This is a genomic window from Alphaproteobacteria bacterium, assembly GCA_015231795.1.
GTDB lineage: Bacteria > Pseudomonadota > Alphaproteobacteria > Rhodospirillales > WMHbin7 > WMHbin7.
In genome coordinates this window covers 612,508-637,329 of the sequence record JADGAX010000002.1, presented here as the reverse complement: position 1 = coordinate 637,329, position 24,822 = coordinate 612,508, and the positions used below count along the sequence as shown (strand labels likewise).

General features: G+C 62.1%; 26 protein-coding genes. 20 read left to right on the top strand and 6 right to left on the bottom strand.

Annotated elements, in window-relative coordinates; all coding sequences use genetic code 11:
* The first annotated feature begins 7 nt into the window (after positions 1 to 7).
* From HQL44_07240 to HQL44_07220, 5 genes are all read left to right on the top strand, one after another.
* Positions 8 to 1,291 carry a c-type cytochrome gene (locus tag HQL44_07240; GenBank protein ID MBF0268371.1) on the top strand — a complete coding sequence of 428 codons (1,284 nt, stop codon included), beginning with the start codon at positions 8 to 10 and terminating at the stop codon, positions 1,289 to 1,291.
* A 47-nt stretch (positions 1,292 to 1,338) separates the two neighbouring features.
* Positions 1,339 to 1,992: a Crp/Fnr family transcriptional regulator gene (locus HQL44_07235; protein ID MBF0268370.1), complete on the top strand. Its 654-nt coding sequence runs from the start codon at positions 1,339 to 1,341 to the stop codon at positions 1,990 to 1,992.
* 85 nt (positions 1,993 to 2,077) lie between these two features.
* A complete protein-coding gene (locus HQL44_07230; protein MBF0268369.1) occupies positions 2,078 to 3,553 on the top strand; it encodes an AAA family ATPase in 1,476 nt (491 codons plus the stop codon).
* Between the two features lie 207 nt (positions 3,554 to 3,760).
* Positions 3,761 to 4,495, top strand: a complete 735-nt coding sequence (locus tag HQL44_07225) for a transporter substrate-binding domain-containing protein (protein ID MBF0268368.1) — start codon at positions 3,761 to 3,763, stop codon at positions 4,493 to 4,495.
* A 1-nt stretch (position 4,496) separates the two neighbouring features.
* Positions 4,497 to 6,383: a GHKL domain-containing protein gene (locus HQL44_07220; protein MBF0268367.1), complete on the top strand. Its 1,887-nt coding sequence runs from the start codon at positions 4,497 to 4,499 to the stop codon at positions 6,381 to 6,383.
* Position 6,384: 1 nt separating this feature from the next.
* Here HQL44_07220 and HQL44_07215 read toward each other — a convergent pair whose 3' ends face one another.
* A complete protein-coding gene (locus HQL44_07215; GenBank protein MBF0268366.1) occupies positions 6,385 to 6,804 on the bottom strand; it encodes a hotdog fold thioesterase in 420 nt (139 codons plus the stop codon).
* Between the two features lie 86 nt (positions 6,805 to 6,890).
* On the opposite strand from HQL44_07215, the gene HQL44_07210 reads away from it, so the two are divergent.
* Positions 6,891 to 7,451, top strand: coding sequence for a DUF2889 domain-containing protein (locus HQL44_07210; GenBank protein ID MBF0268365.1), 561 nt, complete (start codon positions 6,891 to 6,893; stop codon positions 7,449 to 7,451).
* Positions 7,448 to 8,485, top strand: a complete 1,038-nt coding sequence (locus HQL44_07205; protein MBF0268364.1) for a DUF2125 domain-containing protein — start codon at positions 7,448 to 7,450, stop codon at positions 8,483 to 8,485. Before HQL44_07210 ends, HQL44_07205 begins: the two co-directional genes overlap by 4 nt.
* Before the next feature lie 265 nt (positions 8,486 to 8,750).
* On the opposite strand, the gene HQL44_07200 is transcribed toward HQL44_07205, so the two are convergent.
* Genes HQL44_07200 through pheA form a run of 3 tightly spaced genes read right to left on the bottom strand, consistent with a single transcriptional unit; the run spans position 8,751 to position 11,565 of the window.
* The gene (locus tag HQL44_07200) at positions 8,751 to 9,641 is read right to left on the bottom strand and encodes a prephenate/arogenate dehydrogenase family protein (protein ID MBF0268363.1); all 891 of its coding nucleotides are present in this window, start codon (positions 9,639 to 9,641) and stop codon (positions 8,751 to 8,753) included.
* Positions 9,638 to 10,729, bottom strand: a complete 1,092-nt coding sequence (locus HQL44_07195; GenBank protein ID MBF0268362.1) for a histidinol-phosphate transaminase — start codon at positions 10,727 to 10,729, stop codon at positions 9,638 to 9,640. Before HQL44_07195 ends, HQL44_07200 begins: the two co-directional genes overlap by 4 nt.
* 14 nt (positions 10,730 to 10,743) lie before the next feature.
* On the bottom strand, positions 10,744 to 11,565 hold the full coding sequence (pheA, locus tag HQL44_07190) for a chorismate mutase (GenBank protein ID MBF0268361.1): 822 nt from the start codon (positions 11,563 to 11,565) through the stop codon (positions 10,744 to 10,746).
* 100 nt (positions 11,566 to 11,665) lie between these two features.
* Here pheA and HQL44_07185 point away from each other — a divergent pair, with 100 nt between their 5' ends.
* From HQL44_07185 to HQL44_07170, 4 genes are read left to right on the top strand one after another with little or no spacing between them, the layout of a single operon-like run.
* Complete coding sequence (locus HQL44_07185) at positions 11,666 to 12,826, top strand: homoserine O-acetyltransferase (protein ID MBF0268360.1); 1,161 nt, start codon at positions 11,666 to 11,668, stop codon at positions 12,824 to 12,826.
* A complete protein-coding gene (gene metW, locus HQL44_07180; GenBank protein ID MBF0268359.1) occupies positions 12,823 to 13,437 on the top strand; it encodes a methionine biosynthesis protein MetW in 615 nt (204 codons plus the stop codon). Before HQL44_07185 ends, metW begins: the two co-directional genes overlap by 4 nt.
* Positions 13,438 to 13,482: 45 nt before the next feature.
* Positions 13,483 to 13,878, top strand: coding sequence for a hypothetical protein (locus tag HQL44_07175; protein ID MBF0268358.1), 396 nt, complete (start codon positions 13,483 to 13,485; stop codon positions 13,876 to 13,878).
* 60 nt (positions 13,879 to 13,938) lie between these two features.
* Complete coding sequence (locus HQL44_07170) at positions 13,939 to 14,214, top strand: hypothetical protein (GenBank protein MBF0268357.1); 276 nt, start codon at positions 13,939 to 13,941, stop codon at positions 14,212 to 14,214.
* 2 nt (positions 14,215 to 14,216) lie between these two features.
* Here the strand turns inward: HQL44_07170 and HQL44_07165 are convergent, their stop codons facing one another.
* On the bottom strand, positions 14,217 to 14,705 hold the full coding sequence (locus HQL44_07165) for a hypothetical protein (GenBank protein MBF0268356.1): 489 nt from the start codon (positions 14,703 to 14,705) through the stop codon (positions 14,217 to 14,219).
* Between the two features lie 120 nt (positions 14,706 to 14,825).
* Here HQL44_07165 and HQL44_07160 point away from each other — a divergent pair, with 120 nt between their 5' ends.
* From HQL44_07160 to HQL44_07130, 7 genes are all read left to right on the top strand, one after another.
* The gene (locus HQL44_07160; protein ID MBF0268355.1) at positions 14,826 to 15,515 is read left to right on the top strand and encodes a phosphatidylserine decarboxylase; all 690 of its coding nucleotides are present in this window, start codon (positions 14,826 to 14,828) and stop codon (positions 15,513 to 15,515) included.
* Positions 15,515 to 16,369, top strand: coding sequence for a CDP-diacylglycerol--serine O-phosphatidyltransferase (gene pssA, locus HQL44_07155; GenBank protein ID MBF0268354.1), 855 nt, complete (start codon positions 15,515 to 15,517; stop codon positions 16,367 to 16,369). The genes HQL44_07160 and pssA overlap by 1 nt, the downstream gene beginning before the upstream one ends.
* Before the next feature lie 119 nt (positions 16,370 to 16,488).
* Positions 16,489 to 17,238: an electron transfer flavoprotein subunit beta/FixA family protein gene (locus HQL44_07150; GenBank protein MBF0268353.1), complete on the top strand. Its 750-nt coding sequence runs from the start codon at positions 16,489 to 16,491 to the stop codon at positions 17,236 to 17,238.
* A 1-nt stretch (position 17,239) separates the two neighbouring features.
* Positions 17,240 to 18,169, top strand: coding sequence for an electron transfer flavoprotein subunit alpha/FixB family protein (locus HQL44_07145; GenBank protein ID MBF0268352.1), 930 nt, complete (start codon positions 17,240 to 17,242; stop codon positions 18,167 to 18,169).
* A 48-nt stretch (positions 18,170 to 18,217) separates the two neighbouring features.
* Positions 18,218 to 19,090 (top strand): 3-hydroxybutyryl-CoA dehydrogenase, encoded by an 873-nt coding sequence (locus HQL44_07140; protein MBF0268351.1) that lies wholly within the window; start codon positions 18,218 to 18,220, stop codon positions 19,088 to 19,090.
* 52 nt (positions 19,091 to 19,142) lie between these two features.
* On the top strand, positions 19,143 to 20,786 hold the full coding sequence (locus HQL44_07135) for a glycosyltransferase family 39 protein (protein MBF0268350.1): 1,644 nt from the start codon (positions 19,143 to 19,145) through the stop codon (positions 20,784 to 20,786).
* Entirely contained in the window at positions 20,783 to 21,496 is a 714-nt protein-coding gene (locus HQL44_07130) for a phosphatase PAP2 family protein (GenBank protein ID MBF0268349.1), read from the top strand. Before HQL44_07135 ends, HQL44_07130 begins: the two co-directional genes overlap by 4 nt.
* Positions 21,497 to 21,504: 8 nt before the next feature.
* Here the strand turns inward: HQL44_07130 and HQL44_07125 are convergent, their stop codons facing one another.
* Positions 21,505 to 21,822, bottom strand: coding sequence for a PilZ domain-containing protein (locus tag HQL44_07125; protein MBF0268348.1), 318 nt, complete (start codon positions 21,820 to 21,822; stop codon positions 21,505 to 21,507).
* 79 nt (positions 21,823 to 21,901) lie between these two features.
* On the opposite strand from HQL44_07125, the gene HQL44_07120 reads away from it, so the two are divergent.
* Together HQL44_07120 and HQL44_07115 are read left to right on the top strand one after the other, a co-directional pair.
* Positions 21,902 to 22,525 (top strand): hypothetical protein, encoded by a 624-nt coding sequence (locus HQL44_07120; protein MBF0268347.1) that lies wholly within the window; start codon positions 21,902 to 21,904, stop codon positions 22,523 to 22,525.
* On the top strand, positions 22,522 to 24,801 hold the full coding sequence (locus tag HQL44_07115; GenBank protein ID MBF0268346.1) for a GAF domain-containing protein: 2,280 nt from the start codon (positions 22,522 to 22,524) through the stop codon (positions 24,799 to 24,801). Before HQL44_07120 ends, HQL44_07115 begins: the two co-directional genes overlap by 4 nt.
* The last annotated feature ends 21 nt before the right edge of the window (positions 24,802 to 24,822 follow it).

Below are 24,822 nucleotides of genomic sequence, written 5' to 3'. Positions count from 1 at the left end.
CAGCCCCATGAACGCCAATCTGGGCGAATTGCTGACCTATATGCTGTTCCTGATCTTTGCGGCGGGATTGGGGCTGTTTCTGATCGTCGGGCGCGATCTGGCCCCCACGGCCAAGTTCCAGAATGCCCTGTCCGGCGGCGGGCGCTGGTTCCTGGGCGCTGGCCTGGGCGCTGGCGCCATCGTTCTGACGCTGAAGCTGGTCATCATCCTGGCCCTGTCGCAGGCCCCGCAAGTGACCGTCACCCCCTTGATCGCGCATCTGGCCCATGAGGCCATGCCGGAAGGCGAGGACAAAGCGTCCGAGGATATGCGCCTGCGCCTTGGCTGGCAAGCCTTGCCCGATGCGGCCCCCGCGCCCGCCGACAATCCGTTGACGCAAGAAAAGGCGGCACTGGGCGAGCGCCTGTTTTTCGACCCCAACCTGTCCCTTGACCGGACTGTCGCCTGCGCCTCGTGCCATGACGTGTCCGGCAAGGCGGGCGCCGATGGCCGGGCGACGGCGCTGGGCATCAACAGCCAGATCGGCCCCAGGAACGCGCCTACCGTATGGAACGCCGCCTTCCAGGCGGTGCAGTTCTGGGATGGACGCGCATCTTCCTTGGAAGAACAGGCCAAGGGGCCGCCGGTCAATCTTGGCGAAATGGGCATGCCCAGCCTGGAGGCGGTAGCAATGCGGGTGCGTGCGGATGAAAGCTACCGCGACGCTTTCGCCAGGGCCTTCGGTGAAAGCGCCCCCATCGGCATCGACGCCATCGCCAAGGCCATCGCCAGCTATGAACGCACGCTGATCACCCCCGACGCCCCCTTTGATCGTTTCATGCATGGCGACGGCGACGCGCTGGCGCCCGATCAAAAGCGCGGCATGGCCTTGTTTCGCAGCGCCGGTTGCATCACCTGCCATTCGGGACCCAATTTCAGCCAGGCCAGCCTGTTCCCGCCTTTCGCTTCCGACCGCTATCTGATGGCCTCGCGCAGCCCCTTGGCCGCCAAATACCGTCTAGGCGAGGACAAGGGCAAGGCCCCCAAGGACAGCCCCAATGGCATCTGGCGCATTCCCAGTCTGCGCAACGTCGCCCTGACCGCGCCCTATTTTCACAATGGCGCCGTGTCCGACCTGAAAGAGGCCGTGCGGGTAATGGCCGAAGCCCAGTTGAACGCCGTGATCGAAGGCAGTGGGCGAGCGCCCAAGCCTGGCCAGAAATATCTAAGCCGCCAGGATATCGATGACCTGGCCGCCTTTCTGACCGCCCTAAGTTCCGATCGGCTGACGCCAAAGCTGGCGCGCAGATAGTGATCGGCCTATCATCCCCCAATTCCATTTGGAAGAGGGGGAGGCCCATGGCTGGGTTGGACAAGGTGGCCGCGTTCCGCGCCCTTTCCGAGAAGGGAAAGGCCCTGCTGAAACAGGGTGCGGCCACGCACCGGTTCAAGGGCGGCAACGTCATCATCGACAAGGGCCAGAATGTCTCGGGCGCCTATTTCGTGCTGGAAGGCCGGTTGCGCGTCTTCACCTATACGCCAGCGGGGCGCGAGGCCACCTTGTATCTGATCGAACCCGGCGAGACCTGCATCCTGGCCCTCAACAGCCTGTTCAACCGCTTGCTCTATCCGGCCTGGGTGCAGACCGAAAGGGCGACCACCGTCGCCGTCGTGCCCGGCCCGGTCTATCGCAGCTTGTTCGAAAGCGAACCATCGGTTCAGGGCCTGACCGTGGAAGCCCTTTCGACGCTGGTCTTTCGCCTGATGGGGGAACTCGAACAGGTGCATTCCCATACGCTGGATCAGCGGCTGGCCAGTTTTCTGCTGCTGCATGCCTCGGCGGAATGCGCCGTTGGCATGACGCAGCAGGAGATCGCCGGACATATCGGCACCACGCGCGAAGTAGTGGCCCGTCTGCTGGGACGGATGGCCAAGCAGGGCTGGATCGAAACCAAGCGGGGCAACGTGCGCATCTTGAAAGCGCCCGCCCTGGCCGCGCTCATCAAAAGCTAATTACCAAGCGCTTGACTTTGGCCAGTTGCAGGCCAGCGGCGAAACCAGCAGACTGGCCACAGTTCACAAAAGCCGCGGTGCAACCATGACGGCCCATCTCGCCCAACAAGCCGCTTATTTGGTGAAGCAGGCGCTTGCCGATGCCAAGCGCCTTGAGGCCGCAGGCTGCTGGGTGCCCTTTGCCGCAAGGCCAACGCCCGAGCAACTCGTCGAAACCGACATCCTGTTCTTCACGGTCTGGCTGTTTTCGACCGACGGCGTCATTCATCCCGGCGAAGTTTCTTTCCTTAATGCCGTGCTGGGACGCCAGGAGTCGGTCGTCTCCCTGACCAACCAAATGCAGGTGCACGCGAAAACGCTGAACGGTTTTTCTCAACAAGTGCCGCTGCTGGTCGAATGCGCCATCCAGATGGATCAGAAGAGCCGCGAAGGCGTCGCCAAGCGCATGATCGAGGCCTTCGAGACCATCGGCTTGCTGGCCCTGGCCGCCGACGACCAAGTGTCGGAAATCGAAACCAAAGCCCTGACGGCTTACATCGCTAGGATTCGCAGCGTCGCCGCCGCCATTCTGGGGCCGGACAAGCCCCAGCCCCCTCCTCCTCCGCCCTTTTCCAACGACAGCCTCGCCCCGCCGCCAGTTTTGGATGTGTATGGCAAGCCCCGGCCGGTTTTTGGCAAGCGCAAGATTGTGGAGAATCATGCCGCGACGCCTGCCGCCCCAGCCGCCCCAGTCAAGCCTCCCGACAATCTCGACGCCTGCCGGGCCGAGTTGGAGGCCCTGATCGGCCTTGGCAACATCAAGGAAGAAGTGGGCACCATGATCAACTTGCTGCGCATCCGGCAATTGCGCCTGGAGCAAGGCCTGCCGGCGCCCGCCGTTTCGCTGCATCTGGTCTTCACCGGCAATCCCGGCACCGGCAAGACGACGGTGGCCCGCCTGCTGGGCCGCATCTACGCCCATATGGGCATTCTGTCCACCGGCACGTTGATCGAGACCGACCGTTCCGGCTTGGTCGGCCAGTATATCGGCCAGACGGAGGTAAAAACGCGCGAAGCCATCGACAAGGCCAAGGGCGGCATCTTGTTCATCGACGAGGCCTATGCCCTGGCCAAGGAGGGAACCTCGAACGATTTCGGCTCGGAAGCGATTGCCGTGCTTCTGAAGTCGATGGAGGATCAAAGGGCCGACCTAGCCGTGATCGCCGCCGGATATCCCCAGCCGATGCGAACCTTCATCGAGGCCAATCCGGGCCTGCGCTCGCGTTTCTCGCGCTACTTCGACTTTCCCGATTACAGCCCGCCGGAACTGCTCGAGATTTTCGAGAAACTGTCCCATGACGGCGGCTACAAACTGGATGCGGAGGCCCGACAAAAGGCCCTGGACATGTTCGCCAAGCTGCATAAGGGCCGAGATCGGCATTTCGGCAATGGGCGAACGGCGCGCAACGCCTTCGAAGCGTCGTTGACCCGCCAAGCCAATCGCTTGGCCGCCATCGCCAATCCGTCGCGCGAACAGCTAAGCCTGCTGACTGGCGAAGACATCGCCACGCCCATGTCCTGACCATAATGCGGCCTGACCAAGAATGCGCCAACCGCCCGTCAAGGCCTGTTTTTGCCCGATTATAACCTTCTTTTCTTTTTGTCTCCGCCCCAGGAGGGCGTAAACTGTAAACATCTGATCATCGATTGATGAGGAACTTTCGCCATGCCGCATGCCCGTCCCAAGACGAGGCAGGACTCAAGTCGTCGCCAAGCCGTGACCTTGTTCATGGGCATGGCGGCGGTGGTTCTGACCTTGGGATTTGCGAATGCGGCGCTGGCCCAGGCGCGCCTGACCCTGTCCACCGGCATGGCCGAACCGTGGACGACGGCAGATCGCAAGGGCTTTACCGACATCCTGATCCCCAAATTGTTCAAGCGCCTCAACATCGATGCCGAACTGGTCGTCAACAAGGCGTCGGGACGCGCCATCACCCTGGCCGACGACGGCGTCGATGACGGCATCGCCGCCCGGGTCGAAGGGCTTGAGGCGAAGTTCTCCAACTTGGTCAGGGTGCAAGAACCCATCTTCATCAACGATTTCGTTGCTTGCGGCCTAAGCGGCGCCCCCAAGACCGCCAGTTGGGACAGCATCGCCCCCTATCGCGTCAGCTACATTATCGGCTGGCAGATTTTCGACAAAAACCTGAAGCCCGCCCGCGAATTGCTGCTGGCCAAGGATGCCGAACAGCTTTTCGCCTTGCTGAAGGCGGAAAAAGTGGATCTGGCCTTGCACGAGCGCTGGCAGGCCCTGTGGCAGGCCCGCCAGAGCGGGCTGAAACTCGTCGTTTCGGAGCCGCCGCTGGCTCGCGTGCCGATGTTCATCTATCTCAATCGCAAACATGCCGCCCTGGCGCCCGAACTCGCCAGGGAGCTGGCCGCCATGAAGGCGGATGGCAGTTATCAGGCCATTGCCCGGGAAGCCTTCAAAGGGCTGGGTCAGCCGCCGCGCCTGGAGCCCTAGAGTGTCTATGCAGCTCTCGCCTGTTCAAAAGTCGGTCGCCCGCCAGTTGATGCTTCGTCTGGCCTTGGTCAGCGGTCTGTTCGCGCTCATGGCCACCTTCGCCGCCGTCTTCATCGAATATCGCGACGAATCGCGCAAGATCGAGGAGGTCTTCACCCAGATCGAGGAAGGATATCTGGGCAGCCTGACCGAAACCGCCTGGCTGGAAGACAGGGACCGGCTTTCCCTTCTCGTCATGGGCATCGGCCGTCTGCCCAACGTCGTCCACGTTGAAGTGCATGATCCCGGAGGCGCCAAGCTGAGCCAGGCCGGCGTCCCCAGAGACGGCGCCGTCTTCAGTCGCAGCTTTCCCTTGGTCAAGCGCTACAAGGACCGGGAATTGGTCATCGGCACTTTGCTGGTCCATGCCACCGACGCGCACATCAAGGACAAGGCCGTCGAGAACGCCCTTGTTTTCGGGCTGGCCAATCTGCTTTTGGTGCTGGCGGCGTCGGCCTATCTCTACGCCATCTTGCGTGGACTGATCGCCGCTCCCTTGGGCAAGTTGACCCTTTTCGCGCACCGCTTGGGCAAAGGCCAGGAAGAAACGGCCATTCTAAGTGACCTGGAAATGCAGCACGCGCAAAACGAATTCGGCCTTCTGGTGCGCACCTTGGCAGAAATGCAGGCGGCGCTGAACAAGAACGTCGCCGAGTTGAAGGCCAGCGAGGAACGTTACCGAGAATTGTTCACCTATTCGCCGATCGCCCTGTGGGAAGAGGACTTTTCGCCATTGAAGGAGCGGCTTGAGGAGCTTCGCGCCCAAACCGACAATCTTGAAGCCTATATCGAGGCCCATCCGAATTTCATTCATGAATGCGCCTCCTTGATCCGCGTCATCGATGTGAACAACGCCACCCTTCGCATGCATGGCGCGGCCAGCAAATCGGAATTGCTGGGCGATCTGTCTCGGATATTCACGCCCGCCTCGCTGCGCGGGTTCAAATTGGAACTGATGGCCATCTGGAGCGGCAAGAACGAACTGGCCTTCGAAAGCGAGGTCAAGACCCTGACCGGCGAGACGCGCGACGTCCTGATCCATTGGCTGGTTCTGCCCGCCAGCCGCACTCGGCTGGACCGCGTGATCGTTTCCCAGGAAGACATTACCGAGCGCGCGGTCGCCAGGCATTCCTTGGCCGTCACCGTCGAGCGGCTGATGGAAACCAACAGCGAGCTTGAACGCTTCACCCACGCCGCCGCCCACGACCTGGCCGAACCGGTGCGCAGCATCGTCAGCTTCTCGCAACTGCTCGAGCGTCATCTCAGCAATTCCTATGACAAGGAAATCAAAGATTACCTGGGCTATCTGGTGGCCGCCGCCAGACGGATGCAGATTCAAGTCGAAGGTTTGCAAGAATATGCGCGCATCGGCGAGGGCGTCGCGAATCGCGAGATGGTCGATCTTGACCTGCTGGCCAAGAGGGCCTTCGACATGCTGCGCGAACAGATCAGGCTGACCCAGGCCGAAATCGAGGTGAATTTCCTGCCCAAGGCTTTTGTGAACGCCGAGCAGATCGCCGACGTCTTTCGAAACCTGATCGACAATGCCCTGAAATTCCGCAGCCAAGGCGCAAGGCCCGCGATCAGGATTGCCGCCGAACGGCGCGACGGCGAATGGATGATCTCGGTCAAGGACAACGGAATCGGCATCGATCCGCGCTACGCCAGCGACGTCTTCCAGGTTTTCAGGCGACTAAGCCCGCCCAGCCACGCAACCGGCGAAGGCATCGGCCTGTCCCTGTGCCGTCGCGTCATCGAACGCCATGGCGGGCGCATGTGGCTGGAATCAGCCCTGGGCCAGGGATCGACCTTCTACTTCACCCTGCCCGCCAGCGAAGGCGAGGCATAAATCAGAAAGCCGGTTTCTCGCTGACGCTGACCGTGCCGGTAAAAGCCGCCGCCAGCACGCCGTCGGCGCGTTCGACGTCGATGCGATAGGTCCCAAGTCGTCGCGACCGATTGATCTCGCTGGCTCTGGCGTACAGAACGTCGCCTTCCTTGACGCCGACGAAATAGGCGATATGGGCGTCGATGCCGACCGCCATGTGGCCGCGCGAATTCGAGGCGATGGCGAAGGCCACGTCGGCCAGCGCGAAAATGGCGCCGCCGTGCCCGCCGCCGTAACCGTTCAAATGCGCAGCCCCGCACGTCATCCTCAGCACGCAGCGCCCCAAACCCACCTCGACCAGTTCTACGCCGAGTAAGCGGGCCATTTGGTCGCGTTCGAGCAGCTTGGCCGCGATGATGGCTGGATCTTGGGCTTGCGTCATGCGATCTGGCTTTCTTGACCGGGGGAAAGGGCGGCTTGTAAACTGACGATATCTTCACGCAGACGACCTGTCGAGGTTCCTTCCCCATGCCCTTGCCGCCGCCAGCCAGCCGCCAGCGCCACCACACAAGGCGCATCGTCGCCGAGGGCTATCGGCGCGACGACGGCCTGTGGGACATTGAAGCTGAACTAAACGACGTGAAGGACGTGCCCTATGAAAATCTTGAAATCGGCGTTCTGGCCCCCGGCAAGTGCCTGCATGGCATGTCGGTCAGGGTGACGGTGGACGAGACTTTCCTGATTCACGAAGCGGCGGCCAGCACCGACCACGCGCCCTTTTCGGTTTGCGCGGGCGCCGCCCCGGCCTTCGCCCGCCTGACCGGCATGCGCCTCGGCTCGGATTTTCTGGAAGTGGTCGAGGACATGTTCGGCGGCCCCAAAGGCTGCACGCATCTGAACGAACTGATGGGCGTGGTGCTGACCACCGCCTACCAAACGCTGTGGAGCGTGCGCGAAGCCAAGGAGGCCCAAAAGCCCGACCGCAAGAAGCCCAGCATCATCGACCGCTGCCATGCCTTGAAAAGCGACGGCAATGTGGTGGCCTTGCATTGGCCGCAATACGCCAAACCCCGCGACCAGCTACCATGAGGCGGCAAAATCGCCGCCTGGGCCTGATCCTGGCCGCCCTGGCCATCTCGACCGGCCTGTACGGCCTTTGGTGGAATCAGGCGGCGGAGGCCGCCAAGGCCGAGTTGGAACGCTGGATCGAAGCCAGGCGCGGCGCAAATTTCAATATTACCCATGAAGGTGTCAGCGCTTCCGGATTCCCCATGCGCATCGACCTGATCGTCGCCAAGCCCGTCGTGTCGCGGGAAGGCAAACAGCCTTTCGCTTGGCATGGTCCAGACGAAGTAGCGGCGCGCATCAGCCCCTTGGCTCCCGGCTTGCTGAACCTTGAAGCACATGGAGCGCATCGCCTGGACTATCGGGGCAAGCAGGCGAACCTTGTCTTCGAAACGGCTGAGGCCAGCTTGAACTTTTCGGCCAACGGTTTCGAGACCCTGCATCTGACGCTCGAGCGGGCGACGGTCAGCGGTTTCTTCCCGCAGCCGCTGGGCCTGGGCCGCCTTGTCCTGGACGCAGCACACCGGCGCGATGTGCCGCCCGACGACCTGACCACGCCAACCGCCAGCCTGTCCTTGGCTCTCGAAGCCCTGACCCTGCCCCCCGAGGCCGGGGGGATTTCAAGCGAGATGGTGAAAGCGGCCCATATAAACTTGTCGCTGCGCGGTCCGGTTCCCAGCAGCCTGAAAGCCATACCGCTGACCGCCTGGAGCGATGCCGGAGGGATTTTGAATGTCGATGCCCTGCACGCCGAATGGGGACCAATGGTCCTGGACGGCGACGGCACCCTGGCGCTTGACCGCCAATTGATGCCCATTGCCCCCTTCGGCCTGAAGGCCAAGGGCGTTTTCGAAATGGTCGATGCCCTGGCCGAACGGGGATGGATCGAAGAGGCGAACGCGCTGCCGGTCAAGCTGGCGCTGGCGGTGCTGGCCAAGGAACCGCCCGATCCCGACAACGGCATGATGCGTCTGCCGCTGACCCTTCAAGGCCGCGATCTGTTCATCGGCCCGGCCCGCTTGGCAAGACTGCCCAACCCGCCATGGATTGAGGAATAAGCATTCAGGGTCCTTCGGCGCTTGAAGTGGACTTGAGCCAGATGCCGACATGAATTTTCCCTCATCCTGAGGAGGGCCGAAGGCCCGTCTCGAAGGATGAGTATCCGTAAATGCTCTCTTGTTCCTTTCGCCCACCCTTCGAGACAGCCGCTTCGCGGCTTCCTCAGGGTGAGGAATTATGTTTGTCCATTTCCATTTGTCGCGTCGAGGAGCTGCACTCAGCCATCAGCTTTCTTGCTGATGCCTGACCGCTGATAGCTGACAGCTAACTATCCTGCTTGGCCTCGATGATGCCCCGGCGGATGGCGCGGGTTCTGGTGAACAGGTCTTCCAGCACTTGGCCCTCGCCCCAGCGGATGGCGCGCTGCAACGCGGTCAGGTCTTCCGAGAATCGTTGCAGCATTTCCAACACGGCGTCGCGATTGTTCAAAAACACGTCGCGCCACATGATGGGGTCCGAGGCGGCGATGCGGGTGAAGTCGCGAAAACCGCTGGCCGAGTAGCGGATCACTTCGCCCTTCAAACTCTCTTCCAGATTGCTGGCCGTGCCCACGATGGTGTAGGCGATCAAATGCGGCAGATGCGAGGTGATGGCCAACACCATGTCGTGGTGCGACGGGTCCATGATTTCGATCATCGAACCCATGCCCCGCCACAGCGCCGTCACCTTGGCGGTGGCCTCCTCGGCGGTGCCGGAGGGCGGCGTCAGAATGCACCAGCGGCCCTGGAACAACTCGGCGAAGCCCGCTTCGGGGCCGGAGAATTCCGTGCCCGCGATCGGATGGCCGGGCACCAGATGCACGCCTTCGGGCAGCAGCGGCCCCACGTCGCGGACCACGGCCTGCTTGACCGAGCCGACATCCGACACGATGGCGCCGGGCTTCAAATGGGCCGCGATTTTTTCGGCCACTTCGGCATTGGCCCCGATGGGCACGCACAGCAAGACGAGATCGGCGTCCTTCACCGCCAAGGCCAGATTGGTGCTGGCCTGATCGCAGCAACCCAATTCAAGGGCCTTGTCGCAGTGATCTTGCCTGACGTCGCCCACCGAAACACTGGCGGCCAAGCCGTTTTTCTTCACGGCATGCGCGATCGACGAGCCGATCAGGCCGATGCCGATCAGGGCGATCTTGTTGAACAGTTTGGTTGAACTCACGACGCCAGAAACTCCTTCATGGCCGCCGCCACCGCCTTCATCTCGTCATCCTGGCCGATGGTGATGCGAAGCGCGTCGGGCAGGCCATAGCCGCCCATCTTGCGGGCGATGATGCCTTTCGAGGTCAGGAACTTGTCGGCTTCGTCGGCGGTCTTGCCGCAGGCCTTGGGAAAGCGCACCAGCACGAAATTGCCGACGCTGTCGGTCAGTTGCAGCCCCATCGCCTTCAGCTCCTGCGACAACCAAGGCAGCCACATGTCGTTGTGGGCCTTGCACAGCGCGAAGAATTTCTCGTCTCCAAGCGCCGCCAGCCCCGCCGCCTGGGCGGGTGCCGACACGTTGAACGGATTGCGCACGCGGTTCAGCACGTCGGCCACATTGGGCGGGCAATAGGCCCAGCCCAGACGCACCGAACCCAGGGCGTAGATTTTCGAGAAAGTGCGGGTGACTACGGTGTTGGACCCCTGATCCACCAACTCGTTGCCCGCGGCGTAATCGTTCTTGCTGACGAACTCGGCATAGGCGGCGTCGATGACCAGCAGCACATGGTCGGGCAGACCCTTGCGCAACCGCTCGATCTCGCTGATCGACACATAGGTGCCGGTCGGATTATTGGGGTTGGCGACAAAGACGATCTTGGTCTTGGGCGTTACCTTGGCCAGCAGGGCGTCGACGCTCATGGTCAAATCGGTTTCGGGCGCCGTGACGGGCGTCGCTCCCGCCGTCTTGGCGGCGATGGGATACATCAAGAATCCATGCGCCGAATACAGAACCTCATCGCCAGGACCGGCATAGGCGCGGCACAGCAGACCCAGAAGTTCGTCCGAACCGGCACCGCAGACGATGCGCGCCGGATCAAGGCCCCAGCGAGCGCCCAAGGCCTTGCGCAGTTCCGAACAGCCGCCGTCGGGATAGCGGTGCAGATCGCCAGCCACCGTCTTGTAGGCCTCGATGGCGGCCGGGCTGGGACCCAGGGCACCCTCGTTCGAGGCCAGCTTGATCACGCGCGCAACGCCGGGAATTTTCGACTCGCCGCCGATATAGGGCGCGATGTCCATGATGCCGGGACGGGGCTGGGGAAGGGTCATCAGAAAACTCCGGTCTATTCGAGAATGGGTCTGGCATAGGCGCCCAGCACCAGGACGCGGGGCATTGAAAGGGTGGCTAGGCGGGCGTCCTGCGCCTCGACGAAACCGTCGACTTCGGCCAGGGCCAGCGATTTGGCCCCATAACGCCCGGCGGCCAGCAGGCGAGGCTGGGCGAAGCCCGCCTTCTCCAACTCGGTTTTCAAGCCGGTGCGGCTGGCCGGTTCGTTGGTTTCGATGCCCAGCAAGGTCACGTCGTCGCCCGAAGGCTCGGGCGGGAACAGGGCGGCCACCAGCGCCTCGCGCCCCGGCCCCTGGGTTCCGGCAAAAGGCAGGCGGGCCACGATGCGCGGCGCTTGGGCGCCGTCCATCAGCATCGACCACCAGGGGGTTTCGTCATCCGGCCTGGGCATGGACAAAACGGCCTGCACCGCCTTGCCCTCGGACAAGGCCACCAGGGCGGGTCCAGGTTGGGCATAGGGGAGCAAAGCCACCCCGCCGCCATAATGATCGCGCGCCAGATCGCGCACCGGGGCCTCGCTCGAAGTCTGGCAGACCGCGACCGCATAGGCCGCCTCCAACTGCGTGAAGCTGGCGATGATCTCGCGCCACAGCCTGGCGATGACCGGGTAGGGCAGTTGGCCTTGGTGGCGGGCTTTCAGGCGGCGCAGGATCTCGGCTTCGCGGCCCAGGCGAAAGGGCGCTCCCAGCTTCTGGGCCTTTTTAAGCTCGCCGACCGATTCAACGACCAAGGCGCGCTGCATCAACAGGTCGTGCAGCTTGGTGTCGATGCCGTCGATCTGTTTGCGCAGGCTGGCAAGGGTGGGGGCTTTGCTCATGGTCCGGCTGTGAAAGTTAAGGGAAACCGTTTTATCCCCCCAGGCGCGTGAAATCAAAGGGATTGACAGGGGGGTGCCCCCGCCCTAGGTCTCTTCCATCATGAATCTGCCGCCTGCCCTTGCCCCCGGCGTGACCGACCCCAGAACCAAGGCCTGCTCGACCGCCGAGTTGGGCCCCTTAAAGCTTGACTGCGGGGTGGTGATGGACCGCGTCACCGTGGCTTGGCGCAGCTATGGCGCGCTGAACGCCGACAAATCGAACGCCATCCTGGTCTGCCACGCCCTGACCGGCGATCAATATCTGGGCGATCCCCACCCGGTCACCGGCAAGCCGGGCTGGTGGCATACGCTGCTGGGGCCAGGCAACCTGTTCGACACCGACCGCTATTTCATGATTTGCGCCAATGTGTTAGGCGGATGCATGGGCACCACCGGCCCCATGGAGATCAATCCCGACACCGGCAAGCCCTGGGGGCTTTCTTTTCCGGTGATCACCATCGGCGACATGGTGAATGCCCAGGCCTTGTTGCTGGATCATCTGGGAATCGAGCAATTATTCTGCGTGATCGGCGGCTCTATGGGCGGCATGCAGGTCCTGGAATGGGCGGCCAGCCATCCCAGGCGGGTCTTCGCGGCCCTGCCGATCGCCACCAGCTATCGTCATTCGGCCCAGAACATCGCCTTTCACGAAGTGGGACGCCAAGCCATCATGGCCGACCCCGACTGGATGGGCGGCGACTATCTGGAGCACGGCACCAATCCCCATCGCGGCCTGTCGGTGGCGCGCATGGCCGCCCACATCACCTATCTGTCCGAAGTGGCCCTGCACCGCAAATTCGGACGCAAGCTGCAGAACCGGGCGAACGTGACCTATGGCTTCGACGCCGATTTCCAGATCGAAAGCTATCTGCGCCATCAGGGCAGCACTTTCGTCGAGCGTTTCGACGCCAACTCGTATTTGTACATCACCAGGGCGATGGACTATTTCGATCTGGCGGCCGAGAACGGCGGCAAGCTGGCCAACGCCTTCAAGGGAACGCAGACGCGCTTTTGCGTGATCTCCTTTACCAGCGACTGGCTGTTTCCCACCCAGGAATCAAGGGCCATCGTGCATGCGCTGAACGCTGTTGCGGCCAATGTCAGCTTCGTCGAAGTCGAATCCGACAAGGGCCATGACGCCTTTTTGCTGGACGAACCTGAATTCCACCGCACCCTTCAGGGCTTCCTGGATGGTGCTGCCGAACAGCGGGGGCTTGGATGAATCCTTCGCAGCTTCGCTTCGATCTGCGCATGATCGCCGACATGGTGGCCCCCAAGACGCGCGTGCTGGACGTCGGCTGCGGCGAGGGCGAATTGCTGAAATTCCTGCGAGAAACCAAAAAGGTCGATGGGCGCGGCATCGAATTGTCGATGAGCGGCGTTTCGGGCGCGGTGCGCCAGGGCCTGTCGGTCATCCAAGGCGACGCCGACACCGACCTTAAGGATTATCCGGCGCAGGCATTCGATTACGTGATTCTGTCGCAAACACTGCAAGCGACGCGCAATCCCCGCGAAGTGCTGGAGCAGATGCTGCGCATCGGTCGCCGCGCCATCGTCAGCCTGCCCAATTTCGGCCATTGGCGGGTGCGCTTAAGCCTGCTGGTGCATGGGCGCATGCCCGTCACCTCAAGCCTGGGTTTCGCCTGGTACGACACGCCCAATATCCATCTGTGCACCATCGACGATTTCGCCGACCTGACCGAGGCCATCGGCGCCAGGATCGAAAAAGGCATCGCCATCGATTCCTCGGGCCGCACGCGCGCCTTCACGCCGCCCGACTGGAAAGCCAATCTGTTCGGCGAAAACGGCCTGTTCCTGCTGGGGAATAAGTAACCCCCCGCCATTGACAGCCCCCGAAGGCTTGCCTACCTTGGCCCGATGATGCGCACGCGCCGCAAAGCCATGGCCTGGACGGGCTTGTATCTACTGGCATTCAATCTGATTGCCGGGGCCTTGATGCCTGCCCAGGCGGCCGCTCCGCTCAGCCAGTTGGTCAGCCAGACCTATATCTGCACCGCCTTCGGCATGACCGCCGTCGGACCCGGCGCCGATCAAATTCCCGCCAACCAGGCTGGTCATGCGGCGTCGTTCTGCGTTTTCTGCCTGCCCCTGTTGCAAGGCGGCTTGGACGGCCCCGCCGCCCAGGCGGCCCTGGTCAAGATCGACTTTCCCCTATATTCGGCCGAATATGGAACCGCGGCCCCGCCCTTGGACGAGCCGCAGGCGCGCCACAGCAAAGCAGCCCCCAGGGCGCCCCCGTCTCCTGACGCTTGAAACAAGCCCCGGCCCCATGAACAGGGCCGGATTCAAGATGTCGAAGACTGGAGACTTCTCATGAACCGCAAATTATGGACGGTTTTTTCCGATCACCGTTTGGTCGCCGTGGTGGCGGCCGACAGGATCGAGGGCGCGCACCATATCGTGGCCGCCCTGGAACAGCGCAACGACCTGCCCGCCCGCCCCGATGGGGTGCGCGTCATGCCCTGCGGCAAGCGACAAGCCAACAAAGTGCTGCGTCAGGCCGAGCTGATGGGAATCGGCAACCAATTTCTGGCCTTTCTGATGCCAGGCATCTTCATGACGGGAATCGGGGGCCTGAGCGCAGCCTGATTTCAGGCAACGCGTTTGGGGAAGGTGAAGGCTTTGCGGGTTCTTCTGACCCGGGGCGCGATCATCAAGATCAGCTCAAGGTAGGGGCGGATGCGCAGCAGGAAATGGGTGATGGCGCCGATCATCATGGCCCCGGTCATCGGCGACATCAATTCGTCGTCATAGACCGCCACGATCCGCTGGTCGGGCGTCGTGCGCACGGCGCCCGCCAGCGCCTCGTTGGCCGATTCGACCAGCGCCAGCACGTTCTGACGCCAATCCTTCGATTCCGCCGAATAGGGAATGCGCCCCAATTCCGCCCGCAGTCTTAAGCGGGAATGGGTTTCGCTATCTTCGATTTCGCCGTGAACCGTTTGACCTAAATAGCTAAATTCGAATCTGACCGGCCCGGCGCGCTCGCGCAGCACCACCCGGCCATCGGCGTCCCGTCCCAGGCGGTGAAGCGGGATGGGGCGGCTGGCGGCTTCGGGCGGCAAATCCAGGCTTGTCATGGCGGCGTCACACTATCACAAGGGAATCGCGCATGAAAATGACTGATTATATCCTTTTAACCGAGTCCGGGACGCAATTCCGGACTACTCAGCCGCCCCGGCTTGTTCTATAACCCCATCATGCTGAAACGATATCTCCTTGTCCCCATCCATCCCGAAGGCTGGCCCTTCATCACCCTGTTTGCCGTCGGCACGCTGGTCCTGTACTGGCTGTGGGCGCCGCTGGTCTTGCCCGGCGCGGTCCTTACCTTGTGGTGCGTCTATTTCTTTCGCAACCCGGATCGCGTGACGCCCACCCGCGAAGGCTTGGTGATCAGCCCCGCCGACGGATTCGTGCAACTGATCGACGAAGCCAAGCCGCCCGCCGAACTGGGCATGGGCGAAGCGGCGCGTCCCCGGATTTGCGTGTTCATGTCGGTTTTCGACGTGCATGTGAACCGCATCCCGCATGCGGGCAAGGTGGGTGTGAAGTTCTACCGCCCCGGCTTGTTCTTGAACGCCAGCCTCGACAAGGCCAGCGACGACAACGAGCGCATGTCGGTGCGCCTTGATCTGGACGATGGGCGCGACTTGGCCTTCGTGCAGATCGCGGGCTTGGTCGCAAGGCGCATCGTTTGTCCGATTTCCGAAGGACAGACCTTTCGCACCGGCGAACGGTTCGGCCTGATCCGTTTTGGCAGCCGCGTCGATGTCTATCTGCCGGTGGGGACTACCCCGCTGGTGGCGGTGGGCCAGCGCGCCATCGCGGGCGAAACCGTGCTGGCCGATTTGGTTGGGACGGAGCCGGCCAGATCGGGCGAGATCCGCTGATGCAAGAAGAAAGCGGCAATCACGGGTACAAGCGCAAGAAGCGCCGGGGCATTCCAAGGCTGAAAGGCCCCCCGCTGAATCACATGATTCCCAACATTCTGACCCTGCTGGCCTTATGCGCAGGCCTGACCGCCATCCGTTTCGCCCTGCAAGCCAAATGGGAACATGCCGTCTTCGCCGTTCTGCTGGCCGCCATTCTTGACGGGTTGGACGGACGGATCGCCAGGCTTTTGAAGGTGACCTCGCGCTTCGGTGCCGAGCTTGACTCGCTGTCCGATTTCGTCTGTTTCGGCGTCGCCCCCGCCATGGTTATGTATCTTTGGACCCTGAAGGACGCGGGCAGTCCCGGCTGGGCGCTGGCCCTTTTGTTCGTGGTCTGCTCGGCCCTGCGCTTGGCCCGCTTCAACACCATGATCGGCCAAGCGAACCTGCCACCCTACGCCTACAACTTCTTTACCGGCGTGCCCGCCCCTGCCGCCGCCGGATTGGCCCTGCTGCCCCTGATGCTGTCCTTCGAGCTGGGAGAGGCCTTTTTTTCCAGCCCCCTGGTGGTCGGGCTGGTGATGATCGCCGTCGCCTTCATGATGGTTAGCCGCGTTCCCACCTTCTCGCTCAAGGGCTTGCGCATCCCCCATCCTTACATCTTGCCGGGCTTTCTGGTTCTGGCCCTGCTGGCCGCCTTCATGGTCACGGCGCCCTGGGTCACCCTGCCCCTGATCGAGATCGTCTATGCCATCTCGATCCCCTTCGCCTTCAAGGCCTATCGCGATCTTGAGCGCAAGGCCATGGAACTTCAGGACAAACCGGTCGAGGATGGCGTGTCCCCTCCGGGACTAGGCGAAAACGGGAATTAGCCGCGTTGACAGGCCAGAAGGCCGCGGTTATTGTGCGGTGCATATACTGGTATTCGAATGCCGCTTTCGGGTAGGCACCAACCTGGACGGCCCCATTTCATGAAAGGCTGCGGGAAAAGATGAAGGTCCTGGTCGCCGTTAAGCGCGTGATTGATTACAACGTCAAGATCCGCGTCAAATCCGATCAAACAGGCGTCGAGACGGCTAACGTCAAGATGTCGATGAACCCATTCGACGAAATTGCCGTCGAGGAAGCGGTTCGCCTGAAGGAGGCCGGAAAGGCCGCCGAGATCGTGGCCGTCTCCATGGGTCCCGCCGCCTGTCAGGAAACCATCCGCACCGCGCTGGCCATGGGCGCCGACCGGGGCATCCTGGTGCAAACCGATGACGAATTGCAGCCGCTGGCCGTCGCCAAGGCCCTGAAGGCCCTGTGCGAGAAGGAGCAGCCCGGCTTGGTGATCCTGGGCAAGCAGGCCATCGACGACGACGCCAACCAGACCGGCCAGATGCTGGCCGCCCTCATGGGTTGGGCGCAGGCCACCTTCGCCTCCAAGATCGTTTTGGAAGACGGCCAAGCCCTGGTGACCCGCGAAATCGACGGCGGCCTTGAGACCATCAAGGTCAAGCTGCCCGCCATCGTCACCACCGACCTGCGCCTGAACGAGCCGCGCTACGCGTCGCTGCCTAATATCATGAAGGCCAAGAAGAAGCCGATCGAGACGGTGGCCCCGGATGCGCTGGGCGTCGACACCCAGCCTCGTCTGGTCACGCTGAAGGTGAGCGAACCCGCCAAGCGCCAAGCGGGCGTCAAGGTGGCCGACGTGGCCCAACTGGTCGATAAGCTCAAGAACGAAGCGAAGGTGATCTGACATGGCTCTTCTTGTGATTGCCGAACACGACAATGCGAGCCTGAAGCCCGCCACCCTCAATACCGTCACCGCCGCGCAGAAGATCGGCGGCGACATCCATCTTCTGGTGGCTGGCTCCAATTGCAGGCCGGTCGCCAAAGCCGCCGCCAAGATCGCTGGCGTCGCCAAAGTCTTGCTGGCCGACGACGCGGCCCTGGCCCACCCCCTGGCCGAGGCGCTGGCGCCTTTGCTGGTCGGTCTGGCCAAGAATTACAGCCATGTGCTGGCATCGGCCACCACGACGGGCAAGAATGTGCTGCCCCGCCTGGCCGCCCTGCTCGACGTCGCCCAGATTTCCGACATCTGCGCCGTCGTGTCCGCCGATACTTTCGTGCGCCCCATCTATGCGGGCAACGCGCTGGCCACCGTGCAGTCGAAGGACGCCATCAAGGTGATCACCGTGCGCGGCACCGGCTTTGACGCGGCTGCCGACAGCGGCGGTTCAGCCGCCATCGAGACCGTGGGCGGCGCAATCGCTTGTGATCTGTCCAGCTTCGTCTCGGCCGAGATCACCAAAAGCGAGCGGCCGGAACTGACGGCGGCGCGCATCATCGTTTCGGGCGGGCGCGGCATGGCCAGCCAGGAAAACTTCAAAATGCTGGAAGAACTGGCAGACAAGCTGGGCGCCGCCGTGGGCGCTTCCAGGGCCGCCGTCGATGCGGGCTTCGCCCCCAACGATTTGCAGGTGGGCCAGACCGGCAAGATCGTCGCTCCCGAACTTTACGTCGCCGTCGGCATTTCGGGCGCCATCCAGCATCTGGCGGGCATGAAGGATTCCAAGGTCATCGTCGCCATCAACAAGGACGAAGAGGCCCCCATCTTCCAGGTGGCCGACTACGGACTGGTGGCGGATCTGTTTCAGGCAGTCCCTGAACTCTCAAAGGCTCTCTGATCTTCCATGAACCACATCTCGCCCAACTCTTCGCAAGGATCGTCCATCATGATCAAGAAATTAGGCATCATCGGCTCGGGCCAGATGGGGTCGGGCATCGCCCATGTGGCGGCCCTGTCGGGATTTTCCGTGAAATTGGTCGATCTTTCCGACGACCGCCTGCAGGCGGGCCTGAAGGTCATCGAGAAGAACATGGCCCGTCAGGTTTCCAAGGAAAAGATCACCGAAGCCGACAAGGTGAAAGCGCAGGCCCTGATCGAAACCGGCACCGACTACAAGCTGTTCGCCGACTGCGATCTGGTGATCGAGGCCGCCACCGAGAAGGAAGCGGTCAAGAAAGAGATTTTCGCCAAGCTGTGCCCGTATCTGAAGCCGGAAGCCCTGATCGCCTCCAACACCTCGTCGATCTCGATCACCCGCCTGGGGTCGTCGACCGACCGGCCCGGCAAGTTCATGGGCATGCATTTCATGAACCCGGTGCCCCTGATGCAATTGGTCGAGCTGATTCGCGGCATCGCCACCGACGAAGGCACCTTCGCCAGCGTGCGCGAACTGACGCTGCAGATGCACAAGGTGCCGGTGAGCGCCGAGGATTTCCCGGCCTTCATCGTCAACCGCATCTTGCTGCCCATGCTGAACGAGGCTGTTTATACGCTGTATGAGGGCGTGGGATCGGTCGACGCCATCGACACCGCCATGAAGCTGGGCGCCAACCACCCGATGGGTCCCCTGGAACTGGCCGACTTTATCGGTCTGGACACCTGCCTTGCCGTCATGCAAGTTCTGTTCGACGGTCTGGCCGACACCAAATACCGCCCCTGCCCGCTGCTGGTGAAATATGTCGAGGCGGGCTGGCTGGGCCGCAAGACCGGACGCGGCTTCTACGACTATTCGGGCGAGAAGCCGGTGCCGACCCGCTAAGGTTACTGTTTCCGATCTTGGAAGCGGCCCCTTGCGGGGCCGTTTCTTTTTTATGGGATGCCGCCACTTGTTCCAGGGATTCAAACCCTATCTGATCCTAAGCCTGCTTTGCCTGGGCGTTCTGATCCCCGGCCTGGCGCAGATTCCGCCCCTGGACCGCGACGAATCGCGCTTCGCCCAGGCCACGCGCCAAATGCTGGAAAGCGGCGATTACATCCGCATCATGTATCAAGACGAGGCGCGCAACAAAAAGCCGGTGGGCATCTATTGGGCGCAGGCGGCCAGCGTGGCCGCATTCTCATCGCCCGCAAGTACCGCCATCTGGCCCTATCGCCTGCCGTCCCTGCTCTCGGTCTGGCTGGGCGTGCTGCTGCTCTATCATTTTGGAAAACGCCTGACCGGACCGCCCGCCGCTTTGCTGGGGGCGGGTGTGCTGGCTTCGTCGCTGATGGTCATTCTGGAAGGCCATCAGGCCAAAACCGACGCTGCCCTGATGGCGGTCTCGATCGCCGTCATGGGATCCATGGGCTGGTTCTATCTGCATGGGCGGGGCAAGGCCATCGCCCAGCCCGGCAATGGCGTCGCCCTGGCCTTCTGGCTGGCTTTGGGCCTTGGCATGCTGATCAAGGGACCCGTCCTGCCCATGATCGTCGCCGTCACCCTGGCCGCACTGGCGATTGCCGACCGCAATCTGGCTTGGTTCGTTAAAATGCGCCCCTTGATGGGGCTTCTGGTGGCTTCTGCCATCGTGGGTCCCTGGCTGGTCTCGATCAGCAGCGCCACCGGCGGCGCCTTCATGGGCGAAGCCGTGGGCAAGGACCTGCTGCCCAAATTGCTGGGCGCCCAGGAATCGCATGGCGGCGTCCCCGGCATGTATCTGCTGCTGGCCTCGATCTTCTTGTGGCCGGGATCGCTGCTGCTGTGGCCCGCCCTGAGCCGCGCCCTGCGCGAGCGGGCGGCCCCTCATCACCGTTTTTTGCTGGCTTGGCTGGTTCCGTCCTGGCTGATCTTCGAACTGATCCCCACCAAACTGCCCCATTACGTGCTGCCGCTTTATCCTGCCCTGGCCCTCTTGATCGCCGCCTGGGCCTTTGAGAATCAGGGAAAAATTGGCAAGGGCCTGAAAGCCTGGGCCGCCGTTTGGGGGCTGATCGGCCTAATTCTGGCCGCCGCCAGCGTCGCAGCCCCCATTCTGTATGGGTCCGGCTTTACCCTTTGGTCGATTCCCGCCGCCCTGGCCGCCTTGCTGGCCAGCGCCCTGGCCATCCGCCATCTCTGGACCGGCCATCACGCCAAGGCCTTGATCCAGGGCGGTCTGGCCGGAGCGCTGGCGATTACCCTGATCCTGGCCGCCATTCTGCCCAGGCTGGACCAGTTGGCGATCAGCAGGCGCGCCGCCGAAGCCGTGGCCGCACAGGGCGCAACCTTGCCGGTGGCCGCCGCCGGTTACCATGAACCAAGTCTGGTCTTCTGGCTGGGAACGCGCACCCTGCTGGCCGATGGCGGAAAATCAGCCGCCGAGCATATCCTGGCCCATCAGGGCGCCCTGGCCTTGGTGGAAGAGCGAGAAGAGATCGGCTTTCGTGCTGCATTGGGCCTGAGCGACGTCGAGGAACTGGCTAAAATCGAAGGCATCAACTATTCGCGCGGCAAGCCCGTCACCTTGCGCCTGTATCGGGCCGGGAAGGGCGGATGATCCCCTTGAAGATCGCCCTGCACGAGATCAGACGCTTGACGGCGGCTTGGCCGCTGACCGCGTCATTCTTGTATGTGCTGGTTTTTTGCGCCTTTTCCTACGTCGCCATCGACAAGCCGCTGGCGCTGGCGCTGAAAGAGGGCGTCTCGCCGGAGACTTTGTCCTTCTTTAAAACCATTACCGTGCTGGGCGACGCCACCGGCTATCTGGTGGTGGCCGCCGTCGCCCTTCTGATCTTGCGCACCATGGCCCATTCGTCGGTGCGCAACATCGATTTTCAGCGCTATCGCTCCTGGGGGCGCGCCGCCCTTTACGCCCTTCTGGTCATGGTGACGTCGGGCCTGTTGGTCAATCTGCTGAAATATCTGATCGGGCGCATCCGGCCCCGTCATTTGTTCGAGCAAGGAATGTACGGATTCGAACCCTTCAACACCCAATGGGGCATGAATTCCTTTCCGTCCGGCCATTCGCAGGCCATTTTCGCCGCCATGATGGCGCTGTATTTCATCTATCCTCGCTATGACGCCGCCTATCTGGTGCTGGCTTTCCTGATAGCGCTCAGCCGCGTCATGATCACGGTGCATTACCTGTCCGATACGGTGATGGGGGCCTGGATCGCGATTGCCGCCGCCGTGCTGCTGCGGCGCTATTTCACCCTGAAGGGGTACGACATTCAGATCAGGCTGGAACGAGACAAGCGGCTTATATAGAAGCCGTTCTAAACCGGCATCAGATGCGCCAGCTTGCGCACGATCTCGTCGGCTAGTTGGGCCTGCTCGGTCTCGGAAATGTCAAGCCGCAGGCGACCAGTATCGCCGACCGCCACGATGTCGGCGGCAAATTCGCCAAGCTCGCCGATTTCCACCTTGACCTTGCTGCCCGCCAGCAAGGACGACTCTAACTTCAGCGCCAGACCGCAACCCGAAATGTTGACCGTTTCGGCCTCAATGCCACGCCCGCCATCCTTGATGCGAACCGGGATGGATACGTCATGGCGGGTAAATCTGCGGCGATCTGAAGCGCTTTCTCCTGTCATAGCCTCAGCTTAACATTTCCACGAACAGGTGAAAAGCTGCTATACTTGGGCAAAACAGCGCTCTGTTGAGGTGTCCTGGATGCAGCCAAACGCCGCCGTCGCCCCCCGGTCAGACCAGAACGAAGCCGACCGGCTGAGGGCCGAACTCGACCGGCTGCGCAGGGAGCAGACGGTCGCCGTGCAGCGGGCGGTCAACGACATCCAAGCCGAGAACGCGCATCTGAAGGCCACCATCAACGCCCTGCGCGACGAGATGGACAAGCAGAAGATCGGCGAGGCAGAGCGCGCCCAGAAACTCCAGAACGACTTCCAGGGCGAGATTTCCCAGCTTCGCGAGACCGTGAACGCGCTGCGCGACGAGCTTGAGAGGCAGCGCATCGGCGAGTCCGAACGCACGCAGAAGGTTGTCGGCAACGCTCAGGCCGAGATCGCGCAATTGCGCGCCATGGCCGACGCCCTGCGCGACGAGTTGGACAAACAGCGCATCGGCGAAACCGAACGGGTTCAGAAGGCATCCCTGGAGATGCAAGAGGAAATCCGCCAGTTGAAGGGCACGGCGGATGCGCTGAGGGCGAAGCTGGACTTGCAAACTTTTGAAAGCCAGGAAAAAATGCGCAAGGCCGAAGCCAAGTTCGCCGCCGAGGCGGTTGAACTTCAAAGGGCTATTTCCGCGCTGAGAGAGCGGCTTGAGGCAGGCACATGAACGAGATGGCAAGGCAACAGGTTCAGGCAAGAAAGACGGGGGCCAAGACCAACGCCCGCCAAGCCAGCTTTTTGCTTGACGTCTCGAACCGTTTGGCCGCCTCGCACGATCTGCTTGAGGCGCTGGCCACGCTGGTCGACATCACCACAAAATCGATCGGCACCGAGCGCGGCGCCATCTTCATGAACGAGGAGGCGTCGGGCGAATTGTATTCGCTGGTCGCCGAGGGCAAGTTCACCCGCGAAATCCGCATCATGAATTCAAGCGGCATCGCGGGCCACGTCTTCACCACCGGCAAAGGCGTCATGATCCACGACGCCTATCAGGATTCGCATTTCAACAAGTCGGTCGATCAGATGACCGGCTTCATCACAAAATCCATCTTGTGCGTGCCGCTGCGCAACCTGAAGGGCGAATGCATCGGCGTCGCCCAGCTTCTCAACAAGTTTTCGGGCGACTTCACCCAGGCCGACATGGACCTGTTGGAAGCCACGGTCGAGCAGGCGGCGATCGCCCTGGAAAGCCTGCACACCGTCGAGGGCCTTGAGCGCAAGCGCAAGCAGGAGCTTGAGTTCTTAAGCGTCGTCTCGGACATTTCGTCGGAATTGAAGCTGGGGCCGTTGCTTTCGAAGATCATCGCCACCATCACCCGCATGCTGGACGCTGAACGCTCGACCCTGTTCATCAATGACGAAAAGACCAACGAGCTGTTCACCATGGTGGGCGAGGGGCTGGGCGCCACGCAGATCAGGCTGCCCAACCATCTAGGCATCGCGGGCGCCGTCTTCACGACGCGCGAGACCATCAACATTCCCTACGCCTACGCCGATTTGCGCTTCAACCCCGCCTTCGACCGCAAGACCGGCTTTTTCACGCGCTCGATCTTGTGCGTGCCGGTTCTGAACAAGGACGGCAAGGGCATCGGCGTCACTCAGGTTTTGAACAAGCGGGGCGGCGCCTTCTCGCCCGAGGATGAGGCGAGGCTGAAGGCCTTCGTTTCGCAAATATCCATCGGCCTTGAAAACGCCAAACTGTTCGACGACGTCCAGAACATCAAGAACTACAATGAATCGATCCTGGAATCGATGACCAGCGGCGTGCTGACCTTGAACGAGGACGGCAAGATCGTCACCTGCAACGCTTCGGGCTTGCGCATCTTGAAAGTGGAAGCTGCGCAAATTCTGGGCCGCCCGGCCGCAGATTTCTTCCAAGCCCCCAATGACTGGATTTTCGACAAGATCAAGCAGTGCGAAGAAGAGCGCGCGGGCGACGCCATGATCGACGCCGAGTTGGAGATCGAGGGCGAGCGCATTTCCGCCAACCTGACCTTCGAGCCATTGTCGGACGCCAGCGGCAAGAAGCTGGGCAGCATGCTGATGATCGAGGACATCAGTTCAGAAAAGCGCATGAAATCGACCATGGCCCGCTATATGGACCCCACGCTGGCCGACAAGCTGCTGGCCGGCGGCGAGGCGGTGATGGGCGGCCAATCCAGCATCGCCACCGTCTTGTTCTCGGACATTCGCGGCTTTACGACCCTGACCGAGGAACTGGGGCCGCAAGGCACGGTGGCTTTGCTGAACGAATATTTCACCATCATGGTCGATTGCATCACCAATGAAGGCGGCATGCTCGACAAGTTCATTGGCGACGCCATCATGGCCATCTTCGGCACGCCATTGCCACACGACGATGACGAGGACCGCGCCATGCGCGCCGCCCTCGACATGCTGCGAGGCCTGGCCAAATACAATGAGCGGCGCGCCTCTGAGGGCAAGCGCCCGGTCGACATCGGCATCGGCCTTAATACCGACAATATCGTGTCGGGCAATATCGGCAGTCCCAAACGCATGGATTACACCGTCATCGGCGACGGCGTGAACCTGGCTTCGCGCTTGGAATCGGCCACCAAGCAGTATGGCGCCAAGCTGTTGATCAGCGAATTCACCAAGGCCCGCCTGAAGGGCACTTATCGCATGCGCGAGGTGGACAAGGTGATCGTCAAGGGCAAGACGCAGCCGGTGGCGGTGTTCGAGGTGGTCGACTTCCACACCGACGCCACCTTCCCCAACATGATGGACGTGCTCAGCACCTTCGGCTTTGGCGTGCAGTCATACCGCCACGGCCAGTTCGACGAAGCTGAAAAGGCCTTCCGCGAATCGCTTCGCCTGCACCCCAACGATTTCTGCGCGAAGATGTATATCGAACGCTGCGAATATCTGAAGGCCAACCCGCCGCCGGATTGGGACGGCGTCTGGCGTCTGAAATCTAAGTAGCGCCGGTGTCTGGCAGCGAGT

Excerpts from the sequence above, each read along its gene's own strand:
- metW (MBF0268359.1), top strand. The coding sequence starts at position 12,823 with ATGAATCCTTCGCAGCTTCGCTTCGATCTGCGCATGATCGCCGACATG.
- HQL44_07145 (MBF0268352.1), top strand. The coding sequence starts at position 17,240 with ATGGCTCTTCTTGTGATTGCCGAACACGACAATGCGAGCCTGAAGCCC.
- HQL44_07140 (MBF0268351.1), top strand. The coding sequence starts at position 18,218 with ATGATCAAGAAATTAGGCATCATCGGCTCGGGCCAGATGGGGTCGGGC.
- HQL44_07210 (MBF0268365.1), top strand. The coding sequence starts at position 6,891 with ATGCCCTTGCCGCCGCCAGCCAGCCGCCAGCGCCACCACACAAGGCGC.
- pheA (MBF0268361.1), bottom strand. The coding sequence starts at position 11,565 with ATGAGCAAAGCCCCCACCCTTGCCAGCCTGCGCAAACAGATCGACGGC.
- HQL44_07120 (MBF0268347.1), top strand. The coding sequence starts at position 21,902 with ATGCAGCCAAACGCCGCCGTCGCCCCCCGGTCAGACCAGAACGAAGCC.
- HQL44_07130 (MBF0268349.1), top strand. The coding sequence starts at position 20,783 with ATGATCCCCTTGAAGATCGCCCTGCACGAGATCAGACGCTTGACGGCG.
- HQL44_07205 (MBF0268364.1), top strand. The coding sequence starts at position 7,448 with ATGAGGCGGCAAAATCGCCGCCTGGGCCTGATCCTGGCCGCCCTGGCC.
- HQL44_07150 (MBF0268353.1), top strand. The coding sequence starts at position 16,489 with ATGAAGGTCCTGGTCGCCGTTAAGCGCGTGATTGATTACAACGTCAAG.
- pssA (MBF0268354.1), top strand. The coding sequence starts at position 15,515 with ATGCAAGAAGAAAGCGGCAATCACGGGTACAAGCGCAAGAAGCGCCGG.
- HQL44_07135 (MBF0268350.1), top strand. The coding sequence starts at position 19,143 with ATGGGATGCCGCCACTTGTTCCAGGGATTCAAACCCTATCTGATCCTA.
- HQL44_07185 (MBF0268360.1), top strand. The coding sequence starts at position 11,666 with ATGAATCTGCCGCCTGCCCTTGCCCCCGGCGTGACCGACCCCAGAACC.
- HQL44_07235 (MBF0268370.1), top strand. The coding sequence starts at position 1,339 with ATGGCTGGGTTGGACAAGGTGGCCGCGTTCCGCGCCCTTTCCGAGAAG.
- HQL44_07175 (MBF0268358.1), top strand. The coding sequence starts at position 13,483 with ATGATGCGCACGCGCCGCAAAGCCATGGCCTGGACGGGCTTGTATCTA.
- HQL44_07215 (MBF0268366.1), bottom strand. The coding sequence starts at position 6,804 with ATGACGCAAGCCCAAGATCCAGCCATCATCGCGGCCAAGCTGCTCGAA.
- HQL44_07225 (MBF0268368.1), top strand. The coding sequence starts at position 3,761 with ATGGGCATGGCGGCGGTGGTTCTGACCTTGGGATTTGCGAATGCGGCG.
- HQL44_07240 (MBF0268371.1), top strand. The coding sequence starts at position 8 with ATGAACGCCAATCTGGGCGAATTGCTGACCTATATGCTGTTCCTGATC.
- HQL44_07125 (MBF0268348.1), bottom strand. The coding sequence starts at position 21,822 with ATGACAGGAGAAAGCGCTTCAGATCGCCGCAGATTTACCCGCCATGAC.
- HQL44_07170 (MBF0268357.1), top strand. The coding sequence starts at position 13,939 with ATGAACCGCAAATTATGGACGGTTTTTTCCGATCACCGTTTGGTCGCC.
- HQL44_07115 (MBF0268346.1), top strand. The coding sequence starts at position 22,522 with ATGAACGAGATGGCAAGGCAACAGGTTCAGGCAAGAAAGACGGGGGCC.
- HQL44_07230 (MBF0268369.1), top strand. The coding sequence starts at position 2,078 with ATGACGGCCCATCTCGCCCAACAAGCCGCTTATTTGGTGAAGCAGGCG.
- HQL44_07165 (MBF0268356.1), bottom strand. The coding sequence starts at position 14,705 with ATGACAAGCCTGGATTTGCCGCCCGAAGCCGCCAGCCGCCCCATCCCG.
- HQL44_07195 (MBF0268362.1), bottom strand. The coding sequence starts at position 10,729 with ATGACCCTTCCCCAGCCCCGTCCCGGCATCATGGACATCGCGCCCTAT.
- HQL44_07160 (MBF0268355.1), top strand. The coding sequence starts at position 14,826 with ATGCTGAAACGATATCTCCTTGTCCCCATCCATCCCGAAGGCTGGCCC.